Source organism: Corynebacterium kozikiae (assembly GCF_024580965.1).
Classification (GTDB): Bacteria; Actinomycetota; Actinomycetes; order Mycobacteriales; family Mycobacteriaceae; genus Corynebacterium; species Corynebacterium kozikiae.
In genome coordinates, this window is record NZ_JANIKJ010000001.1 from 25,957 (window position 1) to 48,680 (window position 22,724).

The window sequence follows — 22,724 nt, forward strand, 5'->3', positions numbered from 1 at the left end:
CGTGTACTGGCTTTTTGCCTGCCAGCAGGGCTAGGATTGGCGCTAATGACTGATTTTGCTGCCACCCCAGAAGGCTTTCGTTCTGGCTTTGTAAGTTTTGTTGGTAGGCCCAACACCGGTAAATCAACCCTCACCAACGCGCTGGTTGGGGAAAAGATTGCGATCACCGCGAACCAGCCGGAGACCACCCGCCACCCTATCCGCGGCATTGTGCACCGCGAGGATGCCCAGGTGATCGTGGTGGATACCCCAGGGCTGCACCGCCCTCGAACGCTGTTGGGCGAGCGCCTCAACGAGGTGGTGAAGGAAACGTATTCAGACATGGATCTGATTGCGCTCACCATCCCGGCCGATGAGAAGATCGGACCAGGTGATCGGTGGATTTTGGACGCGGTGCGCCGCTTTGCCCCCAAGACCCCGATCCTTGGCATTGTGACCAAGGTGGATAAGGTCTCGCGGGACGAGGTTGCGGCGCAGCTCATGGCGCTGCACGAACTCCTTGGCGGCGAGTCCGAGGTGGTCCCGGTGTCCGCGGTCACCGGTGAGCAGCGCGACGTGCTGCTGGACGTGATCGTGCAACACCTGCCGGAGGGGCCAAAGTTCTACCCAGATGATCACGTGACGGATGATGACGCGAACACCCGCATCGCCGAGCTCATTCGTGAGGCAGCGCTGTCCGGCCTGAAAGACGAGCTCCCGCACTCAGTGGCCGTGGAGGTGGATGAGATTCTACCGAGCGAGGACCGCGAGGGCGTGTTAGACGTCCACGCCGTGATCTACGTAGAACGCCCCGGCCAAAAGTCCATCATCATTGGCCACCAGGGCCGCAGGCTTTCCCGGATCGTGCACAACTCCAGGCAGCAGATTATTGACATCCTGGGCCAAAACATTTACTTGGACCTGCGGATCAAGGTGCTGAAGAACTGGCAGCAAGACCCGAAGTCCCTGGGGCGCCTGGGCTTCTAAGGAGGCGTCATGCGCAGGCAAAGCGTCCACGCCCGTGCTCTTGTGGTGCGCTCCTATGACTTTGGCGAGGCAGACCGGGTGATCGTGCTGCTCACCCGGGAGTTCGGCATCGTGCGAGGTGTGGCCAAGGGGGTGCGGCGTGCGAAGAGCCGCTTCGGCTCCCGGCTGGAGCCCTTCGTGGAACTCAGCGTGCAGCTTTACCAGGGCAAAAGCCTGTCCACCATCACGCAGGCTGACACCGTGGAGTTCTTCGGCGCGGAGCTTATTGACGACCTCGCCCGCTACGCCGCAGGCTGCGCCGTCTTGGAAGGCGTGGAAAAGCTGGCTTATGAAGGTGCGGAGAGCGCGGCGCTCTATGACCTTGCGGTAGGGGCGCTGAAAGCCCTGCGCGCGTCGGAAATGCCCAAGCTCCACGTAGCAAGCTTTCTGCTTCGAGCGATGGCCGTGACCGGCTGGGAACCGAGCCTCTATCAGTGCGCGCAGTGCGGCGCGGAGGGCCCACACCACGCGTTTCACCCCCATGCTGGCGGGGCGGTGTGCGTAATGTGCCGCCCGGCGGGCACCCGGGAAGTCGACCCGGAGGCACTGCACATCATGTGGCTGCTTCTCCAGGGCGCGGATCAGGCTGCCGCAGCGCTGGTCACGCCCACCCGCCTGGCCCAGGTGGAGAAGATGGTGCGCGATCATCTGCACTGGCACAGCGAGCGGCGGATGCTGAGCTTGAATGTGCTTGACCAAGCCTAAAGTGGCAGAATTGCTGGGGTGAATGCTCAAACGAACCCCGAGATTCCTGCCGAGATTCCTGCAGAGTTCCTGCCGCGCCACATCGCGCTGGTGATGGACGGCAACGGCAGGTGGGCAACCGAGCGGGGGCTCCCGCGTACCGAGGGGCACAAACGCGGCGAGGCCGTGCTGCTGGACATGGTGGACACCTGCCTTGAGCTGGGCGTACCCTACCTTTCCGCCTACGCCTTCTCCACCGAAAACTGGCGCCGCAGCGCCTCCGAGGTGCGCTTCCTCATGGGCTTCAACCGCGACGTCCTGCGCCGCCAGCGCGACTACCTGCATTCCCGCGGCGTCCGAGTCCGTTGGGCAGGCCGCCGCCCCCGTCTGTGGCGCTCCGTGATCCGCGAACTCGAAGCCGCCGAGCAGCTCACCGAGCACAACACCAACATGACGCTCGCAATGTGCGTGAACTACGGGGGCAGGGCTGAGATTGTCGACGCAGCCCGGGCGATCGCTCGCAAAGCCGCCGCGGGCGAGTTGCGGCCCGAGGAGATCACCGAACAGACCTTCGCGCAGTTCCTCGACGAGCCGGATATGCCAGACGTAGACCTCTTCCTGCGACCCTCTGGGGAGAAGCGCACCTCGAACTTCCTTTTGTGGCAGTCGGCCTACGCGGAGATGGTCTACCAGGACAAACTGTTCCCGGATTACACCTCGGCAGACCTGCGTGCGGCGGTGCTGGAGTATGCGCAACGAGACCGACGTTTTGGTGGTGTGAAGTGATCGCTCATAGCGGTGAAGGGGAAGGGGAAGTTGAAGGCCCCACAAACGCGCAGATAAAGCGGTGGCGGCAATACCTAGCCAATGAGCGTGCGGAGGCCGCGGTGTACCGTGAGCTGGCTAAACGCAAGGAAGGCGAGGAGCGCGAGATTCTGCTGGGCATCGCTGATGCGGAGGCGCGCCACGAGCAGCACTGGCTGAAGCTCCTGGGCCCAGAGGTGGGCATGCCGGTTCGCCCCGACCGCTCCACCAGGGCTATGGCCTGGATGGCGCGCAGGTTCGGTTCCGTGTTTGTCCTTGCAATGATGCAGACCGCGGAGGCGCGTAGCCCCTACGCCTCCGACGAGGACGCCACCGAACAAATGAAGGCCGACGAAGCCATCCACGCCGAGGTGGTTCGAGGGCTCGCCGCGCGGGGGCGCGAGCAGATCTCCGGCGACTTCCGCGCGGCGGTGTTCGGCGCCAACGACGGTTTGGTGTCCAACCTCGCCCTCGTCCTGGGTGTGATGGCCTCCGGCGTCCCGAGCAACGTTGTGTTGCTTACCGGCATTTCCGGTTTGCTTGCCGGCGCACTGTCAATGGGAGCCGGTGAGTTTATTTCTGTGAAAAGTCAAAATGAACTCTTGGAGGCTTCTCGCCCGCACCCAGAAGCTACAGAGGCAATCCAGGAACTTGATGTAGACGCGAACGAACTCGCGCTGGTATACCGCGCTCGTGGCATGAGTGAGATTGAGGCGGAAATTCAGGCCGCCAAGCTGTTCAATCAGATTGAGCAGAGCCAAAAGATTTCCCGCGAGGAGTTTGGCAAGGGCCTCAGTGGGGCTAACGGGGGAATGGGTGGTGCGTGGTCGGCGGCAGTATCGAGCTTTTGCTTTTTCGCGTCAGGGGCGCTGATCCCAATCCTGCCGTTCCTGTTCGGGTTGGCCACCTCAATTGCGGGCATGATCGCTTTGGTGCTCGTGAGCCTGGCATTGATGCTCACCGGCTCGATCACCGGCATATTGTCGGGTAAGTCGCCGCTGAAGCGGGCGTTGCGCCAGCTCGCCATTGGTATCGGCGCCTCCGTGGTGACCTATCTCTTGGGATTGGCCTTCGGCACCGTGGTGGGTTAGCGGTGGTGAGGGAGCGGCTTAGTGCGATTCGGTTGAGCTTCTGGTGGTGTCAAGGCGGGCCGAGCACTGGGTGCAAAGCCCAAAAATCTCGGCGTCATGGCCGGTCAGCGTGTAACCGAACTGGCTAGCCACCTCCTTGGCCCACTGTTCCACTGGGCCACCGTCGATTTCTTCGGTCCGACCGCAATTGGTGCATACCAAGTGATGGTGGTGATCCTCGGAGATGCAGTGCCGGTACAGGGTTTCCCCGCCGGTGATGTGCAATACGTCTACTGCCTTGATATCTGCCAGAGATTGCAGGGTGCGGTATACGGTTGTCAGGCCCACTCGCTGGTCACGCCGCGTGAGTTCGTGGTGGATTGTTTTTGCAGACGCAAAATTGTCCAATTCACGCAACACCTTCACCACTGCGGTGCGCTGGCGGGTACTCCGTACACCGAGCTTGGGTACTGATAGATCCGTTGATCGAGGCATAACAACCTTCCAAATTCTTTCCCAATATCTTGCCAAAGCGGCCGAAAACCTGCACCTTGCGCTGGATCTGCAAAGTGGCGCGGGTGCCAGGACCTGGCGGCATCGGGAATGAGGGACGCGACCGGCGCTCTTAGGAGCCGGACGGACACCCAACATGAACGGTTCATGACAGCACGGACGGTACGGACGGTACGGACGTGCGTGATCATGAAAACCCGTGATGCCAGACCCCAGAACTAGGGACTTGGGAGTTCTCTACGGGTGCTTACCCTAGGACGAACGACTATGAAATTGGCTATGGAAAAACTAAAAGCGAAGCCCGTGAACTGTGGTGAATTTGAGGAAAATGAGTTAAGGCTTCTCAGTAATGACTTTGGGGTACTGTGAATAACGTGCCCTTTTCCATTAAGAACCCATATTCTGGGCAACATTCCCAGTTTTTGGGATAAGTAAACAAATCTAATGAATAAAATTATAAATCACCGTGGGGAACTGGGGGAAATATGGTGCATGAATCGGCCCTTTTCGGGAATTTAAGTGTGTAGTGGGCAGGGTTGAAATTCTTGCAAAAACTTGCAATAGGCGCGCGGAGTGGGGCGTGCTGGGGAGGAATATGTCCTGCTCGGCGCGGATGGATGCTACTCCTTCAACGCCTCGCCTGAGTACTGCAAATTCTTGCAAGCGGAACATCAAGGCAGCGGTGGGCCGATATTTATCCTCATTTTTTGGCGTTGTCAAATGATGTTCAGTAAGGGGTCGTCGAGCCATTCTTAGGACTCCCCTAGAGCTACAACGCTGCAATCTCCGGCAACCTCGAGGGTGCTTCGCCGCGGTCTACCTTGGGGACGTTGGGGTGCTGGCGGCGTCGGACATGCTCACCAAAGGTACCGGGGTCGGTCAGACGCGAAAAGCTGCAAGCGCACGCTACACTAGGGCTTTGTATGTTGAAGGCGTCTGGGCAGGGCCGTGCGTGTGGGCCAGCCGGGCGCTGAACAGGAATCGTTGAAGTGCAAGGAGTTGGTGGACCCCCGTGGCTGCTAAGAATGTGATTGAAACCGTAGTGAACCTTTGTAAGCGCCGCGGACTGGTGTACCCAAGTGGTGAAATCTACGGCGGTACTCGTTCTGCCTGGGATTACGGTCCGCTCGGTGTGGAGCTCAAGGAGAATATCAAGCGTCAGTGGTGGCGTTCCATGGTGACGTCGCGCCCCGATGTGGTTGGCGTGGATACGTCGGTGATTCTGCCGCGCCAGACCTGGGTGTCCTCCGGCCACGTTGAGGTGTTTACGGATCCACTGGTGGAATCGTTGCATACGCACAAGCGCTACCGTGCCGACCACCTGATTGAGGCCTACGAGGAAAAGCACGGCCACCCACCAGCAAACGGCCTTGCAGACATCCCCGATCCAGAAACCGGCCAGCCAGGCGCCTGGACCGAACCAAAGGCATTCTCCGGCCTGCTCAAGACCTACCTTGGCCCCGTGGATGATGAGGAGGGCCTGCACTACCTGCGCCCAGAGACTGCTCAGGGCATCTTCGTGCAGTTCAAGAACGTGCTGAACTCCTCGCGTCAGAAGCCACCTTTTGGTATCGCGAACATCGGCAAGTCGTTCCGCAACGAGATCACCCCAGGCAACTTCATCTTCCGCACCCGCGAGTTCGAGCAGATGGAGATGGAGTTCTTCGTACAGCCCGGCACCGACGAAGAATGGCACCAGTACTGGATTGACGCCCGCTACCAGTGGTACGTGGACCTCGGCATCAACCCTGAGAACCTGCGCCTGTACGAGCACCCTCAAGAGAAGCTTTCCCACTACTCCAAGCGCACCGTGGACGTGGAATATGCATTCGGCTTCCAGGGCTCCAAGTGGGGAGAGCTTGAGGGCGTGGCCAACCGCACCGACTATGACCTGCGCGTTCACTCGGAAGGCTCCGGCGAGGACCTGAGCTACTTTGACCAGGAATCTGGCGAGCGCTGGATCCCTTACGTTATTGAGCCCGCCGCTGGCCTGGGTCGTTCCATGATGGCCTTCCTGGTGGACGCTTACCACGAAGAGGAGGCACCTAACGCCAAGGGCGGCGTGGATACCCGTGTGGTGCTCAAGCTGGACTACCGCCTTTCCCCAATCAAGGTGGCCGTGCTGCCGCTTTCCAAGAAGGAGCCGCTCACGGAGAAGGCCACCGAGCTGGCCGAGCAGTTGCGCCAGTTCTGGAACGTGGATTACGACACCTCCGGTGCCATCGGCCGCCGCTACCGCCGCCAGGACGAGGTGGGCACCCCGTTCTGCGTGACCGTGGACTTTGACACCATGGAGGACGGCGCCGTGACCGTCCGCGAGCGCGACACCATGACCCAGGAGCGCGTGAAGCTTGAGGACCTGCAGTCCTACCTGGCTGCACGCCTGATTGGTTGTTAGTGATGTACGACCTCTCCTACACCGGCTGGACCAATCGCCGCAAAGAACAAGGCCGCGTACTCGTAGACCTCCACGACGCCAAGTCTCTCACCATGGGCACGTTTCCCAGGGACTTGCTGGGCAGCGAGGACGTCACCGTGCTTGGGCAGCAGTGGCGTATCGACGCCACCAAACAGCAGCTCACCGCAACCCTCCCAGACGGCTCGGTGTACACGGCCGCGGCTGTGGATAAGCCTTTCGGCAAAGCCCACCGCATTGATATCAACGTGGGCATTCCCGTCGTAGCAATCAATGAGCAGCGCATGGACTGGGTATACGCCACCAACGATGCCGCAGACCAAAAAGTGGGCCAATTCTCCGGTGGCAACAACGGCGCCCGCAACTCCTATACCGAGTTCGAGCAAGAAGTGCCGCTGAGCCCTGAACAAGCCGCCTTCCTCTCTTTGGTGTCGCGCACCGTGATGGAGGCAAAGCTGGGCGGGTCCACGCTGGTCCTCACGGTGAGCCTTCTGCTGCTCACCCCAATCATCCTGTTTATGCTGCTCTGATGACTACCTACACGTGGCGCGGGCAGGAAATGCACGGCCCCTCCGGCGTGCTTGCCTTTGTCCGCGCCGAAATCCTTCACGTGGGCGACCAACGGCTCCTCCTGGAAACCTCCCAAGGCACGGTGATCGGCTTCCGTGCCCGCGCCACAAGCATGACCGGCGAGGTCTTCACTATTCACAAAGTGAGTCTCACCGTCCACGAACTTGCCGCCTCTTGCGCCGGCCGCAGCTACCGCCTGGTGCGTACCAGCCCCTGGCGCAAGGTCCGCGACGTCCTCGACGCCGACGATCAAGTAGTCTTCCGCCTCCGCGCGCTTACCGACGGCACCCTCCTCGCCGAACTCCCGGAGGCTCCCAACGCCCCTAGCATCCCTACCATTGACCTCGTATTCCTCACCTACGGCGCGATGCTGGTGGATACCCCAAACCGGGTGCTGCGGATATAAAAAATGAGGCCTTTCGGCCTCATTTTTGCTTAGAAGGATCCGCCGCGGAAACCACCACCGCCGCCGCCAAAGCCGCCGCCGCGGAAACCACCACCTCCGCCGAAGCCCCCGCCGCCGAAGCCCCCGCCGCCGAAACCGCCGCCGCGGCCGGATCCGTTCAGGATCTCGTTGATGACCATGCCAGTGATGATTCCTCCCATGTTCGAGCCACCACCGCGCGGGGTGTTGTTGCGCTGGTAGGTGCTGAAATCCTGCTCGGCAGCGCGTAGAGCGCTACGGGCGGCTGCTGCTGCCTGGCGTGCGTATTCAGTGGCTGCCTTGGTGTTGCTGGTTTGATCTTGAAGTGCCTGGGCGTGCAGGCGCTGTGCGTTGGCCAGGTGGCCGCGTGCCCCGGAACGCACCACGCGGCCGCGGGTATCAATATAATCCGCGGCTTGCTGAATCAGTGCTTGAGCCACCTGCACTTGTTGCTGGAAGAGCGCGAGTTGGCGCTGCTGCGTATTGGCGGCATCGCGCAGGAGGTCCAGTTGGGCATCGAGGTCGGTGTCTGCGTCGGTAAGCTCTGTCCATGCCCCGAGTGGGTCGCTGCCCTTGGTCTCTTGCGCGGTGGCGAGGGCTTCGCGGGCGTGGGCCAGGGCGGAGTCAAGAGCACTCCAATCCATCTGCGCGCCTTGGTGCATGCCCTGTTCGCGCAGGGTAGTGGCCTCGGTGATTTCCGCTTGGACCTCCGCGATGAGTGGTTCGATGCCTGCGGTCGCGGCGGCGATGTTCGCCTGGGCGTTCTCAATCGCGGCGATTTGCTTTGCTGCGTTGGTGGTTGCGGATTCGGCGGCGCGGATGAGGTCTACGATCGCACCCTGCTCGCCGGCCGGCTTGGATTGGATGGCGCGAGCGGCGTCGATGTTGCGTTCTGCCTGCTCGATCGCGGCCGCTGCGATCTCCGGATTGTTCGCGATGGAGCTCAGCATGGACTCCGAATACTGTGCCTTGAGCTGTTGTAGTTCCGCTTCTGCCTTGGGCAGGCGCGAGCGCAGGTCCACCACTTGGGCCACCAGCGTATCCAGTGCTTGCGGCGCGTTGATAAGCAGATTGCGCAGTTTGGCAAAGTTTGCGGACTCGGCCTCCAGGGCGTCGTCGGCGGATGCGCAACTGGAAATGATCTCAATGAGCATCATCCGCTTTTCCTGCTCGCCCTGGTGCTGGCCAGATGCGAGCTGCTGGTGCACGGCGAAGGCCTTTTGCAAGGTGGTGGTGGAGTGATTCATGGCGCGTTGGAAGTTGCGGGTGCGTTCGGCGCCGAACTCGGCCACGGCGATCTCAAGCTCTTCGCGCGCGCCGCGAATCGACTCATCCGTGGACACCAGCTCCTCCTGCGCGAGCGTCTCCAGTGTAGTGGTGGGCAGGGCTGCGAGCGACTGCCGATCACCTGGGGTAATGGCACGTGCCTGCTCGAGCGTGGCCTGATCCTGCTTCTTGCGGCGGTTACGGGTGTATGCCCAGGCGCCGCCGCCGGCAGCCACCAACGCCGCCCCGCCCGCGCCGAGCCACGCCAGGTCACCGCCGTCAACTGAGGTCTGGGGCGACGTCGTGACGCTTGCATTCCCTGCGCCGATGGGTGCGCTCGCGGCTGCGAGTGCGGCGCCGGCCCAGTTCGAGTCCCCGAGCAGCGGCTGCGACTCGTCGTACACCGCGTCCAGGGCCGCCGACGACCACCCCTCGCCGCCGCTGACACCGAATTCGCGGTCGCCCACCGCCACCACGAACACTGCGCCCTGTTGCGTGCCCATGCTACTTTGTGCCTGGTTAGCCCACACTTCCGGCGAAATCCCGCCGAAAGAATCAAGGTACACCACCCTCAGGATGAGGCCCGTCTCGCTCTGCAGCTCATTGATGGCTGCCGCAATCTCAGTCTCATCTGTACCGCTGAGCACTCCAGCCTCATCTGTCACGGCCTGGCTGAGGTCCGGAATGTTCGATGCCGCCAAATCCTCATAGGCGGCAGCCTGCGGCAAGAGAGGACTTAACGACGCTCCCAAGGCGGGCACGCCCAGAAGCCCAGCGAGCGCGACGGAAGCAGCAAAGCGCGAAAGTTTCATGCCCACCACTTTAGCGGCTCGCCTTATCAGTCCGTTGGGGTGGTTCTCCGCTGGCCGTATCCACGACGGTTTTCAGGACACGTTTTGAATTGGGGTGCCGCGGTTTGGGCATAGGTGTCCTGATTTCCGTCGTGGTTGGTGGTTGACCAGGCCAGTGGCCAATAGCGTAGGTTTTCAGGACACGTTTGGCTGTTGCCCGTCGCGGTTTGGGTAAAGGTGTCCTGATTTCCGTCGTGGTTGGTGGTTGACCAGGACAGTGGCCAATAACGTAGGTTTTCAGGACACCTTTTATGATTTCCTGCCGCCCCAGCAGCAAAGGTGTCCTGGTTGTCGTCGCGCGCCTGGTTTTTCGCACATACACTTTGGAGCATGAAGCTTTTCAGCCTCCCCAACATCTCCAGCCCGGCAGAAACCCAACCGCGCTCAACAAGCCAAACCCGGGCCGCGCTGCTCGCTGCCTTGGTGCTGTTGAGCCCCGCGCTGGCTGTGATCGCTCGTGGCGCCTATCGTTCCCGGCCGCGGAAGGACACGTATGCGCTGGTCGTGATGGGTGCGGCGCAATACAATGGGCGCCCCTCGCAGCAGTTTGCGGGTCGTTTGCAGTGGGCGGCTCGGCTGTGGGATGGGTGCCGTCGGTTGGAAGTGATCACTGTTGGGGGCAAATTGCCTGGTGACGTCCACACGGAGGCCGAGGTCGCGCGCGAGTTTTTGATCACCGAGCATGTGGATCCGCTGGCGATCACGGCGTTGCCCGTCGGCAATGACACACGCGGTTCCTTCGATGCCGTGCGCAAGCACCTGGAGCAGGTGGGTAAGCCTGGGGCGAAGTTGCTGGTGATCTCGGACCCGCTCCACGCACTGCGTTGCGAGGCCATCGGCGCCCAAGAAGGCCTCCGCGTGCGCAGTTCACCCACGCCATTTTCGCCGGTGGAGCCGCTGAGCCGCCGCTGGTTCAAAGACCTCCTCCATGAAAGCGGCGGCATGGTTGCGGTGGGTGTGGCGTGGGTCTTTGGCACGCAGGCGCGGGTTATGGTGGAGTCTGGTTTACGCGACCTCGCCGCTTCCCTGTGGCCGAGGCGGCAGAAGCGTTACGACGTGCTCAAGGCGCAACACAGCACGTCTCAGCAGAGCGAAGGGTAACAAGTATTAAGGTATGAGTGCTGTGTATGGGCCGCAGGATTGGCAGCGGAGGTTCGAGGAGGGACCGAAGGGTTCGCAACTGGTCACCCCCGGTGGGCTAGGCGGCGATGGGCGGGGGCCTTTCGCGCGCGATCGCGCCCGGGTGCTGCATTCGGCGGCGCTGCGTCGGCTCGCGGACAAGACGCAGGTTGTGGGCCCGCATGATGGCGACACCCCGCGCACGCGGCTCACGCACTCTCTGGAGGTAGCGCAGATCGCCCGCGGCATTGGCCAAGGGCTCGGCCTTGACGCTGATTTGTGTGAAATGGCTGGTTTGACGCATGACATCGGCCACCCACCGTATGGGCACAACGGGGAGAAGGCGCTGGATCAGATTTCCGACTGCGGGTTTGAGGGCAACGCCCAAACCTTGCGGATTCTGACTCGGTTGGAGCCAAAGGTACTGGTGGGGAAGGGGTTGGAGGCGGAGTCGTTTGGGTTGAACCTCACCCGGGCGGCGCTGGACGCGGCCTGCAAGTATCCGCGCACACGCACGGCCGCCGATGGGCAGGTGAACAGGAAGTACGGTTGCTACGACGAAGACGCAGAAATCCTCAGCTGGATCCGCCAAGGGCACAGCGACGAGCGCCCGAGCATGGAAGCCCAGGCCATGGACTTTTCCGACGACATCGCCTACAGCGTCCACGACGTTGAAGACGGCATTGTTTCCGGGCGCATCAACCTGTCCGTGCTGTGGGACTTTGTTGAGTTGGCTGAGCTGGCGGACAAAGGTGCGCGCGCGTTTGGTGGCGTGACCCCGGAACAGCTCATCGCTGCCGCAGACGGCCTCCGCGAGCTGCAGGTAGTGGGGCGCGCCGCCGATTTTGATGCCACGCTCACCGGCTTTGTGAACGTGAAGGCAATGACCTCCGAGCTGGTGGGGCGCTACGTGGGCGCGGTGGTGGAGGCCACCCGCCAGGCGAACTCTGGGCAGATCGGCCGGATTCAGGGCAACTTGGTGGTCCCGGAGCAGGTGCTCGCCGAGGTCACTTTGCTGAAGACCATCGCCGTGCTGTACGTCATGGACAACCCCATTCACTTGCAGCGGCAGGATCACCAGCGCGACCGCATCGCCATCGCCTATGAGTACCTCATGGGCGGCGCCCCCGGAGCCCTCGACCCAATGTTCCGCCTGTGGTGGGAGCAGGCGAACACCGACTTGGAGCGCGAGCGAGTGGTGGTGGACCAGATCGCCTCCATGACTGAATCCCGCCTCGAGCGCCTGGTGGGGCAGGCAGCAGGGCTCGTCGGCTACATCACCTAGGCCACCGCACCTAGGCCACCGCACTTTGGCCACATCACTTAGGCTCAGTCCTCTATTTCCAGCTCCACGCTCAGCCCGCTGTCCCACAGCGCGGCGCAAACTCGCTGCACTTGGGGCGTGGCTTCGGTGAGCCCCCGGATCACAACGGTGCCCACCTGCGCTTGCCGGAGGGCGTCGATAAGCGCATCGATATTGCGCGCTTGGGGCGTGAAGCTCGCGCCGAAGTCCGCGGTGCTGCGGGGGTTGGTCACGATCAATCGGTTACTCGGCATCGGGGATCTCACAGAAGGATTCGTAGTGGTCATCGGTGTAGTACCAGACTTCGGGATCGGTTTCCGTACCGCCTCCGGTGACAATGCGGCGTTCCCCGCGGTGGCGCAGCCCAGGGGTTTCCACGGTGTACTCGCGGTAGAAGTTGCGGGATTCCTGCGGCAAGTGGCCCTCGTAGTTGCCAAATCGCCGGTTGTCATTCTCGGGGTAGTCATAGGGACCGCCTGCGAGGATGTCCTCGATCGTCTCGGTGGCCTCGGCGGGCAGGGTATCCACGGCGCAGGTGTCACCGTCCGTCACGGCAGCGGCGCGCGAAGTCGTCCCAGCGGAAGCAGCGGCACTGGGGGAGGTGCTGGTGGCAGCACTGGAGGTAGGCGCGGAATCCTCCCCGCCCAGCGGCCAACCAATGCCGAAGCCAATGCTGGCGCCAATGATGGCCAGGATCGTCCCGAGGAGGGTCTTGATTCCCTTTGGGGGTGAGGGTTGTGATGCGGATTCTGAAGGCATGGCAACATTGTTGCACACGGGCAAGACACGCCCATTTTTACCCCGTAAGCAGGCAAAGCTGTGGCGCAACGGTGGGGGCTTGACACACCAATGTACGCTTTAGGACATGTGTGGAATCGTAGGTTTTGTAGGTACCCAACCCGCCCCAGGTGAGGTGGCTCGCAGCTACTTCGCGCTTGACGTCGTGCTTGAGGGCCTTCGGCGCTTGGAATACCGCGGATACGATTCCGCAGGTGTGGCAGTGGTGGCCGATGAGCAGGTTGCTTTCCGCAAGAAGGCGGGCAAGGTAGCCATGCTCGAGGCGGAGATCGAGGCCGCACCGTTGCCGGATTCCGTGCTGGGCATCGGGCATACTCGCTGGGCTACGCACGGCGGGCCTACCGACGCCAACGCTCACCCCCATGTTGTAGATGGTGGCAAGCTCGCCCTGGTGCACAACGGCATCATTGAGAACTTTTCTGAGCTGAAATCCGAGCTGGTGGCTAAGGGACACAACTTTGTGTCTGAGACGGATACCGAGGTTGCGGCCGCTTTGCTCGCGGAGGCGTACCGGGAGCTCGGTGACCTCTCCGCCGCCATGCGCGCGGTTTGTAAGCGCTTCGAGGGCACGTTTACGCTGCTCGCCGTGCATGCGGATGTACCGGACCGGATTGTGGCGGCACGTCGTGACTCGCCCCTGGTGATCGGCGTTGGCGAAGGGGAGAACTTCCTCGGCTCAGACGTCTCCGGGTTCATTGACTACACCAAGCAGGCCGTGGAAATGGCCAATGACAACGTGGTCACCGTTACCGCAGCGGGCTACGAGATCACGGACCTTGACGGCAACCCAGCCGAGGGGAAGCCCTTCACGGTGGAGTGGGACGCGCAGGCCGCCAAGAAGGATGGCTTTGACTCCTTCATGGACAAGGAAATTCACGATCAGCCAGCCGCGATCCGCGATACCTTGCTGGGCCGCTTCGATGAAAACGGCAAGCTCACCCTCGATGAACTGCGCATCGATGAGTCGCTGCTGCGAAGCGTCGATAAGATCATCGTGATCGCCTGCGGCACCGCTGCCTATGCCGGGCAGGTTGCCCGGTATGCGATTGAGCACTGGTGCCGCATCCCCACCGAGGTCGAGCTTGCGCATGAGTTCCGCTACCGCGACCCGATTGTGAATGAAAAGACGCTTGTTGTAGCCCTTTCGCAGTCTGGTGAAACCATGGACACGCTCATGGCCGTACGCCACGCCCGCGAGCAGGGCGCAAAGGTGATCGCCATTTGTAACACCAACGGTTCCTCGATCCCGCGCGAGGCCGACGCCTCCCTCTACACCCACGCCGGCCCGGAGATCGCAGTGGCCTCCACCAAGGCCTTCCTCGCCCAGATCACCGCCACCTATCTGCTTGGTCTCTACCTCGCGCAGGTGCGTGGCAACATGTTCGCGGATGAAGTCAACGCCGTCCTCGCCGAGTTGCGCCAGATCCCGGAGAAGGTGCAACAGGTCATCGACCGCGAGGATGAGGTCAAGGCGCTCGCAGAGAATATGAAGGATGCCTCCTCGGTGCTGTTCCTGGGTCGTCACGTTGGTTTCCCAGTTGCCCTGGAGGGTGCGCTAAAGCTCAAGGAGATCGCCTACCTGCACGCAGAGGGTTTCGCCGCCGGCGAGTTGAAGCACGGCCCGATCGCATTGGTGGAGGAGGGGCAGCCGGTGTTCATTATCGCTCCTTCGCCTCGTGGCCGCGATTCCCTGCACTCCAAGGTGGTGTCAAACATCCAGGAAGTGCGCGCCCGCGGTGCCGTGACCATTGTGATTGCGGAGGAAGGCGATACCGCCGTCAATCAATACGCCAACCACGTCATTCGCGTCCCCCAGGCCCCCACGCTGATGCAGCCGCTGCTGGCTACCGTGCCGCTGCAGGTGTTCGCCTGCGCGGTGGCAACGGTCAAGGGCTATGACGTTGACCAGCCACGCAACCTCGCAAAGTCGGTAACTGTGGAGTAGTGCCGCAAGCCCGCGTGCCGACGTCGCCAAGGTCCGCTCCTGGCGGCGTCGTTTTGCGTGCGCGGCGCGAAGCTTGACGGCGGCGGTACGATATCCGGTATGGCAGCAAAGGGCAGGATTCCGGACAGCGATATCCAGGCGATTCGTGAACAGGCCCCCATTGAGGAAATTGTGGGGGAGTATGTGCAGCTCAAGCCGGCTGGCGCCGATTCCCTCAAGGGGCTTTCACCGTTTAAGGACGAAAAGACGCCCTCCTTCCACGTGCGCCCGAACCATGGGTATTTTCACTGCTTTTCCACAGGCAAGGGCGGCGACGTGTTCACCTTCCTCATGGAAGTCGAACACCTGACGTTCCCAGAGGCCGTGGAGGCGGTAGCGGAAAAGATCAACTACACGATCAACTACCAGGGCGGAACCACCGGCGGGCGGCGCGAGGAACCCGGTACGCGCAAGCGCCTCATCGAGGCGAACAGGGCTGCCCACGCCTTCTACCGTGAGCAGTTGGAGACCGCAGAGGCCGCCCCCGCACGCCAATTCCTGCTGGACCGCGGCTTTTCCAAGGACCTCATCCACGAGTTCGAGTGCGGGTTTGCCCCCGCCGGCTGGGATACCCTGACTAAGCACCTGCAGCGTAAAGGCTTTGCGTTCAAGGAGCTGGAGGCCGCCGGGCTTTCCACGATGGGGCGCCAGGGGCCGATTGACCGTTTCCACCGCCGCCTGCTGTGGCCCATCAAGAACGTCTCTGGCGATGTGATCGGCTTCGGCGCACGCAAGCTGTTTGACGACGACAAACTGGGCAAATACATGAACACCCCAGAGACGCTGCTCTACAAGAAGTCCAAGGTGCTCTTTGGCCTGGATGCCGCCAAGCGGCACATTGCTGAGTCACACCAAGCGGTGGTGGTAGAGGGCTACACCGACGTCATGGCGATGCATGCGGCTGGCGTCCGCACCGCCGTTGCGGCCTGTGGCACCGCATTCGGCGAGGAACACCTGCAGATCCTGCGCCGCTACATGCTGGACGACACCTTCTTCGCCGGCTCCCTCATCTACACCTTCGACGGAGACGAAGCCGGCCAAAAAGCCGCCCTGCGCGCTTTCGAAGGCGACCAAAAATTCACCGGTCAAAGTTACGTCTCCATCGCGCCTGACGGCATGGACCCCTGCGACCTGCGCCTTGCCAAAGGCGACGCCGCCGTGCGCGAACTCGTGGCCCGCCGCCAACCGATGATCGAGTTCGTGCTGCGCAGCATGATCGCCAACTATCCCCTCGACTCCGCCGAAGGCCGCCTCCAAGCCCTGCGCCGCACCGTCCCCATCGTCGCCGACATCAAGGACGTCCCCCTGCGCACCGAATACGCCCGTCGTCTCGCCGGCTTGGTGGGCTGGCCTGACCCCAACGAGGTCCTCCAGCAAGTCCGCGCCGCCAGCCAACGCCCCAAAGAGCAGCGGCGCCGTGCAATGCGTACCGACGCGGCCCAGACTCCCACGGCGCAGGCGCTGCTGCCGATGCCTGACCGCCGCGACCCCAAGCTCTGGCCCCAGCGCGAGGCCCTCAAACTTGCCCTGCAGCAGCCGGCCGCAGCGGGGGACTACTTTGACGGCCTCCCCGATGATGCCTTCACCCACCCCACCTACGCTGCGATCCGCGGCGCGATTGCCCAGGCGGGTGGCTGCGCCGCCGCGGTGAATGGCGCTGGGGCTGGGTGGATTTCGGCAGTGAACGACCGCCTGCGGGACATGATCGCCCAGTCCGTGGTCTCCGAGCTTGCGGTGGAACAAATCCACCTAGAGATGGACCTGGAGGAGGGGATAGATGAGGCCCTTCGCGTGCACACTGACCGCACCCTCTCGCGTCTGCATGAGCAGCGCGTGGGCAATCAGATCGCACTACTGAAGGGCCAATTACAGCGGATGCGCCCGAGCGAGGATGAGCAAACGTACAACCGCATGTTTGCCGACCTCATCGCACTCGAGCAGGCCCGCCGCGAACTCCTTGACAGAGTGTTTAAATAAGCGCCTGCTTAGGCGGTGAAGGTGACTGGGACCTCCGCTTTTGGCTCGAAGTCGTTGTTTTGGTCGCCAAAGACCTTGAGCACGCAATCATCGGTGGTGCAGTCGAGGTCCTCGCCAGTGGCTGTTGCGGTGAGGGTGACGGCAGCGGCGCCGGTGGCGTCAATCGCGACGTTACCGCTGGCGTTGTTCAGCCAAGCCTGGTTCGCTGGATCAGTTTGGATGCCGGTGCACGCGGGGACGTCGGAATCTTCTGCCGAGCAAATCGCCGCATAGTAGCCACCGTCGGGCAGCAGGCCTGTGACTGTGAAGCTGAACTGCTGGCCCTCCGTGAGCTGCGCGTTTGGCAGGGAGATCTCGACGTTTTCTTCAGCTTCGGCTTCGGCTTCAGCGGAAGTGGTGGTGGAGGCCTGAGTTGGTGCGGCAACACCAGTGGCGGTGTTTACCTTCAACTCGGAATCCACCTCGCTTGGTGGGTGGCAAGCAGCGAGGGCGCTGCCAACAACGAGTGCGGCACCAGCCAAAGTCAACGAACGACGACGGGAGTAAGCCATAAGGGCCTTCCAACCTTTCCACAGAGTCAAGCGTGCAAAACGGATGAATCGGGGGCAGGCAAGCCGCCCACGCATACCCAAAGATTCTACGTGAGCTGCCAACTAGATTGGGGGACTTTCACGCAAAACGTACCCCCGTGATGGAAGTACGTGCGCGATGTTAGGGGCTAGTCTTGGTCGGGCTCCAGCACCGTGGAGCCATCATCCTGCTTCAGGTTCCGGACTTCCTTCATCCGAGGCTGCGGATCCAACTTGTTTGCCAAGGTCTGGCGGGTGAACTTCACAGCTTGCTTTGTCACCGGCGACTCCACCGCCAGCTTATAGCCCTTCTTAATCTGCTCATAACGCTTGCGCCCGGCCTTCGTGCCAAAGACATACCCAGCGGCGGCGCCCACAACAAACTGAATCACAGCGAAATGCTCTCCTTAGCCTTGCGATGTCTGTTCCGTGACGTCTGCGTCAGCGATGCCTGCCCAGCGATGCCTGCTGAACGATGCCTTCGCGCACCTGGAGGCCTCCGCTGCGCTCAATCCACGTCCCATCTACGACGCCTCCACTGTACCCGAGGCCCCGAGGCCTTGTTCCGTAGTGAGGCACGGGTTGGGGCGTATTGCGCGTAGGTTTTCAGGACACCTTTGGTTGTTCGGTGGAGTGGTTTTGTGAAAGGTGTCCTGGTTTCCGTCGTGGTTGGCTGTGGGCTTGGTGGTGGGGTGTGCCTTGGGTGGGTTTTCAGGACACCTTTGAGGGTTGTGGGGCGCGGCCGGGCGGAAGGTGTCCTGATTTCCGTCGCAATCGGCCTCAATCCACGAAGAAACCCACCCGGCTGCGTAGTTGCCGCAACAAGGTGGGTTGTTTTGCTCCGCCAACTGGGCTCGAACCAGTGACCCTTCGATTAACAGTCGAATGCTCTGCCAACTGAGCTATGGCGGAATGTGATGCTCTGCGCTTGCTTTGTGCTTGCGCCTTGCAACGAAAAGAAACTATATCTGCATGCATCGAACTTTCGCAAACCGGCAGTTCAGGGCCGGGAACGAGGGTGGCGGTGGTGGGGTTTCGGAATGCCAAACGCTTTGCCCTATACTGAGACAGCCTGCCTGCATAATGTCGTTGTAGACACGAACGGTGGTAATCGTTTAAGCGCGCTGGCGTGGGGCTATAGCTCAGTCGGTTAGAGCTGCGGACTCATAATCCGTTGGTCCCGGGTTCGAGCCCCGGTGGCCCCACAAACCACATTTCCCCTGGCCCCATGACCAGGGGTTTTGCCTTTCTCGGAGGGTGTTGAGCGAGCTACAAGAGGTGCTTGCCCCATTTGAGTGCTTTGCTCACCAGTTTGGCGTACTGCTCGCGATTGAGTTCTTCCGGCCCTTGAATTGGGGTCAGTCGCTGGATGCTTGTGGTGCGCGCTTCCGTGTACTTCAGCAGCCCCACACTGGAGTGCCTGCGCCCCAGCCCACTTGCTTTCATGCCGCCCATGGGGGCGTCGATACTGCCGAAGGTGGCGGCGTAGCCGTCATTGATATTGACGCTACCTGCCATAATGCGACGCGCGATGGCCTTCGCGGTGGCCGGCTTGCCGAACACGGATGCATTGAGGCCGTAGTCGGTGGCGTTCGCGCGAGAGATCACCTCTTCAACGTTTGAATAGGGCTCAACGTAGACCACGGGCCCGAAAACTTCCTGTTTGTGGACGTCGGCGGTTTCGCTCACGCCGCTGAGCACCACTGGGGCCATGAACGACGCCCCCAGGTCCGGCAGCCTCCCACCGCAGTGCAGGGTGGCGCCGGAGTCAATGGCGTTGTTGACAAAGTCCATAGCGGCATCCACCTGCTTGGCGGAGATAAGTGAGCCCATGTCCTCGGCCCATCCGCCGGTACCGATGCGCATCTTGCGCACGGCGGCCACGAAGCCTTCCAAAAACTCCTGGTACCGCGCCTGGTGAACATAAATGCGTTCAATCGAAATGCACAGTTGCCCCGAGTTGGAAAAGCAAGCGTTGAGTGCGCCGCGGATGGTGCTTGCCATGTTGGCGTCCTCGGTGATGATCAGCGGGTTCTTGCCGCCGAGCTCCGCGGAGTAGCCAATGAGGCGCTCGCCAGCAATTGCGCCGAGGACCCGTCCGGTTGCGGTGGAGCCGGTGAACATGAGGTAGTCGCATTGGCGGGCAATTGCGTCACCGACCACGCTGCCCGGGCCCGTGACCACCTGCAATAGGTCTTCGGGCAGGCCGGCCTCGAGCAGGAGCCGTTCGGCGAGAAGAAGCGACATCGGAGTTTGCGAATCCGGCTTAATCACCACACCGTTACCCGCTAGAAGCGCCGGGATGGCGTCCGAAAGCGTGAGCGTAAGCGGGTAATTCCATGGGCTGATGATTCCCACCACGCCCACAGGCACATGCTCCACAACGGTGCTCGTGATCACCGGAAGCGCCCCCTTGGCCCGCCGGGGTTTCAGCAGGCTAGGGCCCTTTTTGCCGTAGTAGCGAGCGTTGATCACCGTGTCCATGACCTCTTCAAAGGCACTGGCTCGGTTCTTGCCGGTTTCCAACACGATCGTCTCCAGCAGCTCGTCTCGGTGCTCGAGCAACAGGTCGTGCAGCCGCAAAAACACCGCGGCGCGTTCGCGCACGTTAGTCTGTGCCCACCGCTTCGCTGCTGCCCGCGCCCGGGAGAAGGCGACGTCGACGTCGGAAATGCCCATGGAAGGCACCGTGGCCAGCACCTCTCCGGTGCGAGGATTCGTGATGATGATCTCAGCGCTGCTCATGAAAACAAGGCTAGAACACACCCATGACACGCGTGGTTAGGATTACCCCCATGCACACGATCTTTATTTCCGGAGGCGCCCGCGGAATCGGAGCGGCGGTGGCCAAACGCTTCGCCCAAGAGGGCTGGACAGTGGGAATTTACGACGTCACGCCCGAATCCCCCGAGGTCACAGCCCTCCAAGCGCAGCATGGGGCTCGGGTGATCACAGGAGTTCTCGACGTCACCAGTGCCGAAGGTTGGCAGCGAGCGCTCGCCGACTTCACGGGGAAGACGGGCAAGCCCATTGACGTACTGCACAACAATGCGGGCGTCCTGGTTGCTGGCGACTTGGCTCAGCTGAGCCCAGATGAGGTTGCGCTGCAGATCAACGTCAATTGTTTGGGGCTCACATTGGGCGCGCGGGCGGCGAGCGAGTACCTTTCGGCCGGCGGCACACTAGTCAACATGGGGAGCGCCTCCGCGATTTACGGCCAGCCTGGAATCGCGACGTATTCCGCGAGCAAATTTTATGTTCAAGGGCTCACCGAGGCGCTCGACCTGGAATGGCGCCGGCGTGGCATCCGCGTGGTCAGCATCAACCCGCTGTGGGCCAAAACCGCATTGGCGCAGGTAGACGTTGGCTCCACCCGGCGCCTCGGCGTGCGCATCACCCCGGAGCAAGTTGCGGACGCGGTCTGGGGCGCAGTCCACCCGGCCAATCGCTGGCAGCGCACCCAAATCCATTACGGAGTGAGCCTCACCGACCGCCTCCTGGCCACCGCCGGGCGCTTCGCCCCGCAACGACTCGCGCGGCTCATCAATCGCCTCATCGCCGGTTAAGGGGTTGCTTTCGCGACGGTTTTCAGGACACCTTTCGCCATTTTGGGGCGTGGGTTTGTCAAAGGTGTCCTGGTTTCCGTCGTTGAACGTGCAACAACTAGCCCCGCGAGGCACCAGGGTAGGTTTTCAGGACACCTTTCGGTTCTAGATGGCGCAATCAGGCCGAAGGTGTCCTGAAAACCGTCGTGCCCGCCAAAACACGAACCCCGTACTACCCCCTGGGGCCGGGCTCGGATGAGGGCGTGTCCGGGGTAGGGGCTATGCTTTGTGCAATGCCGAAGGGCTAGGGAGGAACTGCCTGCCTGGAGGCGTAAATGTCCCTAGTTTTTGAGTGCGAAGGTGCAGTAGCAACATGGAGCAGGTTCAGGTCGGCGCGATTGAGCGCACTGGCATTGAGATTGTGGGGGAGGAGCAGCGTACTGCTTCGCCGAGGCAGCTATTTTTGCCGTGGTTTGCGTCGAACATTTCGGTGTTCACCATGAGCTATGGCGCTTGGGTTTTGGGGTTCGGCATTTCGGTTGCGCAGGCCACGGTGGTGGCGGTGCTTGGTGTGATTTTGTCGTTTGTTGTGTGCGGTGTGATTGCGCTCGGCGGCAAGCGTGGGTCGGTGCCAACTATGGTTATGTCGCGTTCTGCATTTGGTGTGCAGGGAGCGAAGATTCCGGGCATCGTTTCCTGGCTGGTTTCGATTGGTTGGGAAACCTCACTTGCAATTACGGCGGTGCTGGCTACGGCAACGATTTTTGAGCGCCTCGGCTGGATGACGGACAGTATGACCTTGCTGAACGTCATCGCTTCGGTAACAGTGGCCGTGCTGATCGTCCTCGGTGCGGTGGCGGGATATCACGTCATTATGCGGATGCAGTCCGTGCTCACATGGCTGACGGGTTTCACCACGATCATTTACGTGATTTTGGTGTTCCCGGCAATCGACTGGCAGGCCGTAGGCAGCATGGAATCTGGTTCGCTGCCAGGCATGATCGGTGGAATGACTTTGGTCATGACCGGCACCGGCCTGGGCTGGGTGAATATCGCTGCGGATTGGTCGCGGTATCAATCTCGCAGCACCAAGGATTCGTCGATTGTGTTCTGGAATACCTTTGGCGGCTCCCTGGGGCCTGCGGTGCTGATTTCCTTCGGTTTGCTGCTGGCCGGGTCCTCAAGTGAGCTTGCGGAAAACGTGGGTCTGGACCCTATTGGTGCGCTTTCTGCGCTGCTGCCTACGTGGTTCCTTCTGCCGTTTCTGCTTACCGCGATCCTTTCGCTTCTCTCCGGTGCGATCAACGGCATCTACTCTTCAGGCCTCACGCTTCTCACCTTGGGAATCAAAGTTCCGCGCCCGCTGGCTTCCCTCATCGACGGCCTCATCCTCACCGCCGGCACAATCTACGTGGTGTTCTTCTCTCCAACATTCATTGGTCCTTTCCAATCCTTCCTGGTCACATTGGGTGTGCCACTGGCGGCGTGGGCGGGCATCATGATGGCGGACATCGCTCTGCGCAAGCAACCCTACGACGAACAGGCACTATTTGACAGCGAGGGCCGCTACGGCGCGTTCAACGGCGTGTCCCTGGCGCTGATGGCCATCGCGTGCGTGGTTGGCTGGGGCCTGGTGATCAACACCTACTCCGACGCACCCTTCAATGACTGGCAGGGGTATCTCCTTTTCCTCATCGGCGGCAAGGAAGGCGAATGGGCCTACGGCAACATTGGCGTGATCATTGCTCTGATCATTGGTTTCGTTGGCTACTGGCTGGGGTGCGCATCCAAGGTCCGCGCCCAGGAACGCCGCTAGGCGCCTGCCG

The 22,724-nt window shown here is 61.6% G+C and carries 20 protein-coding genes and 2 tRNA genes; 14 read left to right on the forward strand and 8 right to left on the reverse strand.

Annotation, left to right across the window (positions count from 1 at the left end):
• The first annotated feature begins 45 nt into the window (after positions 1-45).
• Genes era through NQ018_RS00130 form a run of 4 tightly spaced genes read left to right on the forward strand, consistent with a single transcriptional unit; the run spans position 46 to position 3,584 of the window.
• Entirely contained in the window at positions 46-966 is a 921-nt protein-coding gene (gene era / locus NQ018_RS00115) for a GTPase Era (protein ID WP_257037934.1), read from the forward strand.
• 9 nt (positions 967-975) lie between these two features.
• Positions 976-1,710, forward strand: coding sequence for a DNA repair protein RecO (recO, locus tag NQ018_RS00120; protein WP_257057310.1), 735 nt, complete (start codon positions 976-978; stop codon positions 1,708-1,710).
• Between the two features lie 42 nt (positions 1,711-1,752).
• Positions 1,753-2,475, forward strand: coding sequence for an isoprenyl transferase (locus tag NQ018_RS00125; RefSeq protein WP_373566875.1), 723 nt, complete (start codon positions 1,753-1,755; stop codon positions 2,473-2,475).
• Positions 2,475-3,584, forward strand: coding sequence for a VIT1/CCC1 transporter family protein (locus NQ018_RS00130; RefSeq protein WP_257057879.1), 1,110 nt, complete (start codon positions 2,475-2,477; stop codon positions 3,582-3,584). The genes NQ018_RS00125 and NQ018_RS00130 overlap by 1 nt, the downstream gene beginning before the upstream one ends.
• A gap of 18 nt (positions 3,585-3,602) precedes the next feature.
• Here NQ018_RS00130 and NQ018_RS00135 read toward each other — a convergent pair whose 3' ends face one another.
• Positions 3,603-4,058 (reverse strand): Fur family transcriptional regulator, encoded by a 456-nt coding sequence (locus NQ018_RS00135; protein ID WP_257057315.1) that lies wholly within the window; start codon positions 4,056-4,058, stop codon positions 3,603-3,605.
• Between the two features lie 1,030 nt (positions 4,059-5,088).
• Here NQ018_RS00135 and NQ018_RS00140 point away from each other — a divergent pair.
• Genes NQ018_RS00140 through NQ018_RS00150 form a run of 3 tightly spaced genes read left to right on the forward strand, consistent with a single transcriptional unit; the run spans position 5,089 to position 7,468 of the window.
• A complete protein-coding gene (locus NQ018_RS00140) occupies positions 5,089-6,474 on the forward strand; it encodes a glycine--tRNA ligase (RefSeq protein WP_257057318.1) in 1,386 nt (461 codons plus the stop codon).
• Between the two features lie 2 nt (positions 6,475-6,476).
• Positions 6,477-7,022, forward strand: coding sequence for a hypothetical protein (locus NQ018_RS00145; RefSeq protein WP_257057320.1), 546 nt, complete (start codon positions 6,477-6,479; stop codon positions 7,020-7,022).
• Positions 7,022-7,468 carry a hypothetical protein gene (locus NQ018_RS00150; RefSeq protein WP_257057322.1) on the forward strand — a complete coding sequence of 149 codons (447 nt, stop codon included), beginning with the start codon at positions 7,022-7,024 and terminating at the stop codon, positions 7,466-7,468. Before NQ018_RS00145 ends, NQ018_RS00150 begins: the two co-directional genes overlap by 1 nt.
• A gap of 29 nt (positions 7,469-7,497) precedes the next feature.
• Here the strand turns inward: NQ018_RS00150 and NQ018_RS00155 are convergent, their stop codons facing one another.
• Entirely contained in the window at positions 7,498-9,564 is a 2,067-nt protein-coding gene (locus NQ018_RS00155; RefSeq protein ID WP_257057324.1) for a TPM domain-containing protein, read from the reverse strand.
• Between the two features lie 369 nt (positions 9,565-9,933).
• Between NQ018_RS00155 and NQ018_RS00160 the strand changes: the two genes are divergently transcribed.
• Both NQ018_RS00160 and NQ018_RS00165 read left to right on the forward strand, forming a co-directional pair.
• Entirely contained in the window at positions 9,934-10,704 is a 771-nt protein-coding gene (locus NQ018_RS00160; protein WP_257057327.1) for a YdcF family protein, read from the forward strand.
• 13 nt (positions 10,705-10,717) lie between these two features.
• Entirely contained in the window at positions 10,718-12,007 is a 1,290-nt protein-coding gene (locus NQ018_RS00165; protein ID WP_257057330.1) for a deoxyguanosinetriphosphate triphosphohydrolase, read from the forward strand.
• 44 nt (positions 12,008-12,051) lie between these two features.
• On the opposite strand, the gene NQ018_RS00170 is transcribed toward NQ018_RS00165, so the two are convergent.
• Positions 12,052-12,258, reverse strand: coding sequence for a hypothetical protein (locus NQ018_RS00170; RefSeq protein ID WP_257057333.1), 207 nt, complete (start codon positions 12,256-12,258; stop codon positions 12,052-12,054).
• A gap of 10 nt (positions 12,259-12,268) precedes the next feature.
• The gene (locus NQ018_RS00175) at positions 12,269-12,784 is read right to left on the reverse strand and encodes a guanyl-specific ribonuclease (RefSeq protein ID WP_257057335.1); all 516 of its coding nucleotides are present in this window, start codon (positions 12,782-12,784) and stop codon (positions 12,269-12,271) included.
• Between the two features lie 106 nt (positions 12,785-12,890).
• On the opposite strand from NQ018_RS00175, the gene glmS reads away from it, so the two are divergent.
• Together glmS and dnaG are read left to right on the forward strand one after the other, a co-directional pair.
• Complete coding sequence (gene glmS / locus NQ018_RS00180; RefSeq protein ID WP_257057336.1) at positions 12,891-14,768, forward strand: glutamine--fructose-6-phosphate transaminase (isomerizing); 1,878 nt, start codon at positions 12,891-12,893, stop codon at positions 14,766-14,768.
• Between the two features lie 99 nt (positions 14,769-14,867).
• Positions 14,868-16,784, forward strand: coding sequence for a DNA primase (gene dnaG / locus NQ018_RS00185; RefSeq protein ID WP_257057338.1), 1,917 nt, complete (start codon positions 14,868-14,870; stop codon positions 16,782-16,784).
• 8 nt (positions 16,785-16,792) lie between these two features.
• On the opposite strand, the gene NQ018_RS00190 is transcribed toward dnaG, so the two are convergent.
• From NQ018_RS00190 to NQ018_RS00200, 3 genes are all read right to left on the reverse strand, one after another.
• Entirely contained in the window at positions 16,793-17,335 is a 543-nt protein-coding gene (locus NQ018_RS00190) for a neocarzinostatin apoprotein domain-containing protein (RefSeq protein WP_257057344.1), read from the reverse strand.
• A 167-nt stretch (positions 17,336-17,502) separates the two neighbouring features.
• Positions 17,503-17,745 (reverse strand): hypothetical protein, encoded by a 243-nt coding sequence (locus NQ018_RS00195; RefSeq protein ID WP_257037948.1) that lies wholly within the window; start codon positions 17,743-17,745, stop codon positions 17,503-17,505.
• A 447-nt stretch (positions 17,746-18,192) separates the two neighbouring features.
• Positions 18,193-18,265, reverse strand: a tRNA-Asn gene (locus NQ018_RS00200).
• A gap of 219 nt (positions 18,266-18,484) precedes the next feature.
• Here NQ018_RS00200 and NQ018_RS00205 point away from each other — a divergent pair.
• Positions 18,485-18,558, forward strand: a tRNA-Ile gene (locus tag NQ018_RS00205).
• A gap of 64 nt (positions 18,559-18,622) precedes the next feature.
• Here the strand turns inward: NQ018_RS00205 and NQ018_RS00210 are convergent.
• Positions 18,623-20,098, reverse strand: a complete 1,476-nt coding sequence (locus NQ018_RS00210) for a succinic semialdehyde dehydrogenase (protein ID WP_257057346.1) — start codon at positions 20,096-20,098, stop codon at positions 18,623-18,625.
• Between the two features lie 50 nt (positions 20,099-20,148).
• On the opposite strand from NQ018_RS00210, the gene NQ018_RS00215 reads away from it, so the two are divergent.
• Both NQ018_RS00215 and NQ018_RS00220 read left to right on the forward strand, forming a co-directional pair.
• The gene (locus NQ018_RS00215) at positions 20,149-20,919 is read left to right on the forward strand and encodes an SDR family oxidoreductase (protein WP_257057348.1); all 771 of its coding nucleotides are present in this window, start codon (positions 20,149-20,151) and stop codon (positions 20,917-20,919) included.
• A 352-nt stretch (positions 20,920-21,271) separates the two neighbouring features.
• Positions 21,272-22,714: a purine-cytosine permease family protein gene (locus tag NQ018_RS00220; protein WP_257057351.1), complete on the forward strand. Its 1,443-nt coding sequence runs from the start codon at positions 21,272-21,274 to the stop codon at positions 22,712-22,714.
• Positions 22,715-22,724: the final 10 nt, after the last annotated feature.